We start from the raw sequence: 5,331 nt of genomic DNA, 5'->3' as shown, positions 1-5,331 counted from the left end.
AGCCAGCCCGAGTGAGTGCCGAAGCGGTAGGGCAGCACCGACACCGACAGGTCCGAGAGGTACTGCCACAGTTCGTCGTCGGAGAAGTACGGATGAACACGCACGTCCACGTGGGGTTGCTCGCCGTACCCCAGGATGCGCGACCCGGCTTCCGGGTTGTACCAGTACGCGTTGTCGGGATCGAAGACCTCGTCGTGCACGTCGATCTGCAGTACGGCGCCCGGCAGGGATCGCATCGTCTCGGCGAGCGTGTCGAGCACGGGGAACAGATCCATGTTCGCCCGCAGGCTCTTCGCGTGGACCCCGACGACGAACGGTCCGTCGTTACGGCGCGGTCGCTCGAGCCAGTGCTGCTCGACGACGTGCGGGTGCGGCAGGACCGTCGCCTTCCGCCCCCAGCGCAGACGGATCTGCTCGGCAGCACCCGGTGTGAGGGTGATCAGTTCGTCCGCAGCGGGAATCAGCACGTCGAGCTGCTTGTGGTGCTCGCCAGGCTCCGGGTGGTGCGGATTGCGCAGATCGTGGACCGTGTACACGAGTGGCTTGTGATGCTCGGCGAGTTCGGCGACGACGTCCTGCAACTGTTCCGCGCCGACCGCGTCGAAGCCGAAATGGACGTGGAAGACGTCGAATTCCTCGTGGTGGTCGCTCACCCAGCCCGTTTCGAGCATCAACGGCGGCCACCAGCCACCGGGCACCTTGCGGCCGTCGGCCGGAATCGGGTCCGCCAACCGGATCACGTCGTCACCCTCCGGGCACGCGAGATGCCGGACGTAGACGTGTGATGCAGGAACCGACGCGACCCGAATCACCACAGCCGACCCTCTTCTCACTCGCGCGACATCCGCCGTACACACCGAATGGCCGGGAACGCCGTCCCCGGCCTTCGTCCGGTGTTCAGCGCATACCCGGGGGAGGAGGCATTCACACGTCGCTGCCCGACTCGTCCGATCTTCACTAGGGTGGCGGCAGAAGGACCATCGAGCGAAAGGATTCGGTATGGGTGTCAGCTTGGCCAAGGGCGGCAACGTCTCGCTGTCGAAGGAGGCGCCGAACCTGACGGCGGTGACGGTGGGTCTCGGCTGGGATGTGCGGGCGACGACCGGCGTGGATTTCGACCTCGACGCCAGCGCGTTGCTGACGAGTGAGAACGGCAAGGTCCTGTCCGACCAGCATTTCGTCTTCTACAACAACCTGCGTTCGCCCGACGGCTCGGTCGAGCACACCGGCGACAACCTCACCGGTGAGGGTGAGGGCGACGACGAGAGCGTGAACGTCGACCTCGTCGCCGTTCCGGCGGAGGTCAAGTCGATCGTCTTCCCGGTGTCGATCCACGATGCCGACGCGCGCGGCCAGTCGTTCGGCCAGGTGCGCAACGCGTTCATCCGCGTCGTCGACCGTGCCGACAACCGGGAGCTCGCCCGCTACGACCTCACCGAGGACGCGTCCACCGAGACCGCGATGGTCTTCGGCGAGCTGTACCGCCACGGTGGTGAATGGAAGTTCCGCGCCATCGGCCAGGGCTACGCGTCGGGCCTGGCGGGCATCGCGCGGGATTACGGCGTGAACGTCGGCTGAGAAGGGTTCAGCGGACGAGCTTCCACTTCTTGTCGTGCCGGTAGAAGGTCGACCGCTTGAGGGCCCTGGGGTTCGCTACCCCGTCGCGGGTGACGACCGTGGCGGGGGAACCCAGCTGCATCGCCCGGCCCGTCAGCCACTTGTATCCGCCGAACCAGCGAGGCCGGTCGATCGCGGCCCGAAGACCGGGCATCGCCGGGGTAGGTTCGACGCGGATGCCGGGCACGGTGCCGGAGAACAAGCGGGTGTCGTCGACGTAGGCCTCTCCGACGAGCGCCTCGTCCTCGTCGCCGCACAGCAACGCGCGGCCGACGAGGGCGATGCCGGCGTCGTCGCGGATGAGCGGCAGCGGTTTCGCGACGCCCTGGAGGGCGACGGTGGCGGCCTTGGACCCCGTCCGCAGTCCGTACGCCTCGGTGGCGGGGGTGCGCTTCTCCGGGACGTACGCGATCTCCAGGTCGAGACGTTCGGTGCGCATCAGGCGGGTGACGGTCGCGGCGAAGGCCGCATCGTCGCCCACGAGGACCAGACGGGGGTCCTCCACCGACTCGAGGTGGGCGAAGACGTCCTCGAAGTCGTCCTTCTCGGGGAGGGCAGGCGCAGAAAGTGCGGTCACGGGGGTCAGCGCCAACGGCAATGGCACGTCACCGCATCTGAGCACTACCGGGGTCAACGGGTCTCCTCGAGGGGTCGGGTTCGTCGGGCTCTCGGCTGCGTCCACTGTAATGGGAAGCCGGTGGCCGGGTGGGTCGGCGACCCGCCGCCGCGCGCCGCAGCTCCGGGCGGTTCTGCCGGACCGTCATCCGCGCTCGTCCGAGGGTGGACTACACTGTGGTCCCGGCTGCTGCCCGGTTGGGCAGGACCCTGCAGGCGAGACCGCCCGCACGTAGACACCTGCCTGAGGAGAGCGCGACATGCCGGCAATCGTCCTGATCGGAGCCCAGTGGGGCGACGAGGGCAAGGGCAAAGCTACCGATCTACTCGGCGGACGTCTGCAGTGGGTCGTGCGCTACCAGGGCGGCAACAACGCCGGTCACACGGTGGTGCTGCCCAACGGCGACAAGTTCGCCCTGCACCTGATCCCGTCGGGCATCCTGACGCCCGGCGTCAACAACGTCATCGGCAACGGTGTCGTGGTGGATCCGGGTGTGCTGCTCACCGAACTCGAAGGTCTCGAGAAGCGCGACGTGGACACCAGCCGTCTGCTGCTCTCGGCCGACGCGCACCTGATCATGCCGTACCACGTGGCCATCGACAAGGTCACCGAACGCTTCCTCGGCAAGAAGAAGATCGGCACCACCGGCCGCGGTATCGGCCCCTGCTACCAGGACAAGATCGCTCGTGTGGGCGTGCGGGTCGCCGACGTGCTCGACGAGAAGATCCTCACCCAGAAGGTCGAGGCCGCACTGGAATTCAAGAACCAGGTGCTCGTCAAGATCTACAACCGCAAGGCACTCGACCCGCAGCAGGTCGTCGACGAGGTGCTCGCGCAGGCGGAGAGCTTCACGCACCGCATCACCGACACCCGCCTCGAACTGAACAAGGCCCTCGATCGCGGCGACACGATCCTCCTCGAGGGTTCGCAGGGCACGCTCCTCGACGTCGACCACGGCACCTATCCGTACGTGACGTCGTCCAACCCCACCGCCGGCGGCGCCGCAGTCGGTTCGGGTATCGGCCCCGCCAGGATCACGACGGTGCTGGGCATCCTCAAGGCCTACACCACCCGCGTCGGCTCGGGCCCGTTCCCGACCGAACTGTTCGACGACCACGGCGCCTACCTCGCGAAGCAGGGCGGAGAGGTCGGTGTCACCACCGGCCGCGCGCGCCGCACGGGATGGTTCGACGCCGTCATCGCCCGCTACGCGACCCGCGTCAACGGCATCACCGACTACTTCCTCACCAAGCTCGACGTGCTGTCGGGTCTCGACACCGTGCCGATCTGCGTCGGGTACGAGGTCGACGGTGTGCGTATCGACGAGATGCCGATGACGCAGACCGACGTGCACCACGCCAAGCCGATCTACGAGGAGATGCCGGGCTGGTGGGAGGACATCTCCCATGCCCGCACCTTCGAGGAGCTGCCGCAGAACGCGCAGAACTACGTGCTGCGTCTCGAGGAGCTCTCCGGCGCCTACATCTCCTGCATCGGTGTGGGGCCGGGTCGCGACGAGACCATCGTCCGGCGCGACGTCATCCGCTGACGGGGTAGCTTCACGCCCGTTCCGATTCGTCGTCGGACGGGCGCCCGGCCCTCACTGGCCGTTCACCGACGGTTCGCACGGATTGTGCACGCTCGTCCCGCACAATCCGTCGGACCCTGGAGAAGAAGCATGTACGTGTCCCGTCGAACCCTGCTGCGCACCGTCGCGCTCGGAGCCCTCGCGACTCCGGCGGTGGCATGCTCGTCGGGAAATTCCGGTGCGACGCCGAGCCTGGTCCGTGAGCGGCCCATCCTCACCCACGGTGTGGCCACCGGCGACGTGCGGGCCGACGGGGCGCTCGTATGGGCGCGTTCGGATCGACCTGCGCGGCTCGTCGTGGAGACGGCGGCCACCGAGTCCTTCACCGACCCCGTGCGGCACGTGGGTGGTCTGCTGACCCCCGAGACGGACGGAACCGGCCGGCTGCGGCTGACGGGACTGCCGGCCGGCGAACAGGTGCATTACCGTGTCGTCCTCGAAGGTGAGGACGGCGCCACGTCCGAACCGGTGACGGGCCTGTTCCGCACCGCCCCGACCGCCCCGGGCGACATCAGGCTGCAGTGGTCCGGCGACACCGCCGGTCAGGGCTTCGGCATCAATCCCGACCTCGGCGGGATGACGATCTTCGACACGATGGCCCGTCGCGACCCGCACCTGTTCGTACATTCCGGTGACGTCGTGTATGCCGACAATCCGCTGAAGGAGACCGTCGAACTATCGGACGGCCGGATCTGGCGCAACATCGTCACCGACGCCAAGAGTGCCGTGGCGCAGACCCTCGACGAGTACCGCGGCCAGTACGCCTACAACCTCATGGACGAGAACTACCGGCGGTTCAACTCCTCCGTCGCGCAGATCGTGCAGTGGGACGACCACGAGACCGTCAACAACTGGTACGCGGGGGAGATCCTGGATCTCGAGCAGTACACCGAGAAGAACGTGGACATCTTGGCGAAGCGCGCTTTCCGTGCGTTCCACGAGTGGCTTCCGCTCGACCCGGCGGAGGCCGTCGACGGGCGTATCCACCGGGTCGTGCGGTACGGACCGCTGCTCGACGTCTTCGTACTCGACATGCGGACCTACAAGGACGCCAACGGCACCAACGTCGGCGCGGCAGGGCAGGTGCTCGGCAGCGCGCAGACGCAGTGGCTCATCGACGAACTCACCCGCTCGACCGCCACCTGGAAGATCATCGCCGCCGACCTCCCGATCGGCCTGGTCGTGCCTGACGGCGACACGGCCTTCGAAGGAATCGCGAACGGGGACAACGGCACTCCGTCGGGCCGGGAATCGGAGATCGCGCAGATCCTGTCGGCGGTCAAGGCGCGCAGCATCACCGGAACCGTGTGGTTGACCGCCGACGTGCACTACACGGCCGCGCATCACTATTCGCCGGAACGCGCATCGTTCACCGACTTCGACGAGTTCTGGGAGTTCGTCTCGGGACCGCTCAACGCGGGTGCTTTCGGACCCAACGAACTGGACGGGACGTTCGGGCCCGAGGCCGTCTTCGTGCACGCGCCCCCGGCGGCGAACACCTCACCGATGG

At 67.5% G+C, this 5,331-nt stretch carries 5 protein-coding genes; 3 read left to right on the top strand and 2 right to left on the bottom strand.

Going from position 1 to position 5,331, the window contains the following annotated elements; all coding sequences use genetic code 11:
• The coding region (locus R1101_RS0115575; RefSeq protein ID WP_026003326.1) for a glycosyltransferase at nucleotides 1–812 on the bottom strand (812 nt) is incomplete at its 3' end.
• 187 nt (nucleotides 813–999) lie between these two features.
• On the opposite strand from R1101_RS0115575, the gene R1101_RS0115570 reads away from it, so the two are divergent.
• Nucleotides 1,000–1,578 carry a TerD family protein gene (locus R1101_RS0115570; RefSeq protein WP_016934313.1) on the top strand — a complete coding sequence of 193 codons (579 nt, stop codon included), beginning with the start codon at nucleotides 1,000–1,002 and terminating at the stop codon, nucleotides 1,576–1,578.
• Between the two features lie 7 nt (nucleotides 1,579–1,585).
• Here R1101_RS0115570 and R1101_RS0115565 read toward each other — a convergent pair whose 3' ends face one another.
• A complete protein-coding gene (locus R1101_RS0115565) occupies nucleotides 1,586–2,239 on the bottom strand; it encodes a hypothetical protein (protein WP_026003325.1) in 654 nt (217 codons plus the stop codon).
• A 253-nt stretch (nucleotides 2,240–2,492) separates the two neighbouring features.
• Between R1101_RS0115565 and R1101_RS0115560 the strand changes: the two genes are divergently transcribed.
• Nucleotides 2,493–3,782: an adenylosuccinate synthase gene (locus R1101_RS0115560; RefSeq protein ID WP_016934311.1), complete on the top strand. Its 1,290-nt coding sequence runs from the start codon at nucleotides 2,493–2,495 to the stop codon at nucleotides 3,780–3,782.
• 129 nt (nucleotides 3,783–3,911) lie between these two features.
• Nucleotides 3,912–5,331, top strand: a 1,420-nt coding sequence (locus R1101_RS0115555) for an alkaline phosphatase D family protein (RefSeq protein ID WP_016934310.1), incomplete at its 3' end; no start/stop codon positions are given.

The organism is Rhodococcus sp. R1101 (genome assembly GCF_000278445.1).
In the GTDB taxonomy this organism is placed as follows: Bacteria; Actinomycetota; Actinomycetes; order Mycobacteriales; family Mycobacteriaceae; genus Rhodococcus; species Rhodococcus gordoniae.
The sequence above is the reverse complement of the archived record's forward strand: the minus strand, read 5'-3'. Positions and strand labels throughout refer to the sequence as shown.

Excerpts from the sequence above, each read along its gene's own strand:
- R1101_RS0115560 (WP_016934311.1), top strand. The coding sequence starts at position 2,493 with ATGCCGGCAATCGTCCTGATCGGAGCCCAGTGGGGCGACGAGGGCAAG.
- R1101_RS0115570 (WP_016934313.1), top strand. The coding sequence starts at position 1,000 with ATGGGTGTCAGCTTGGCCAAGGGCGGCAACGTCTCGCTGTCGAAGGAG.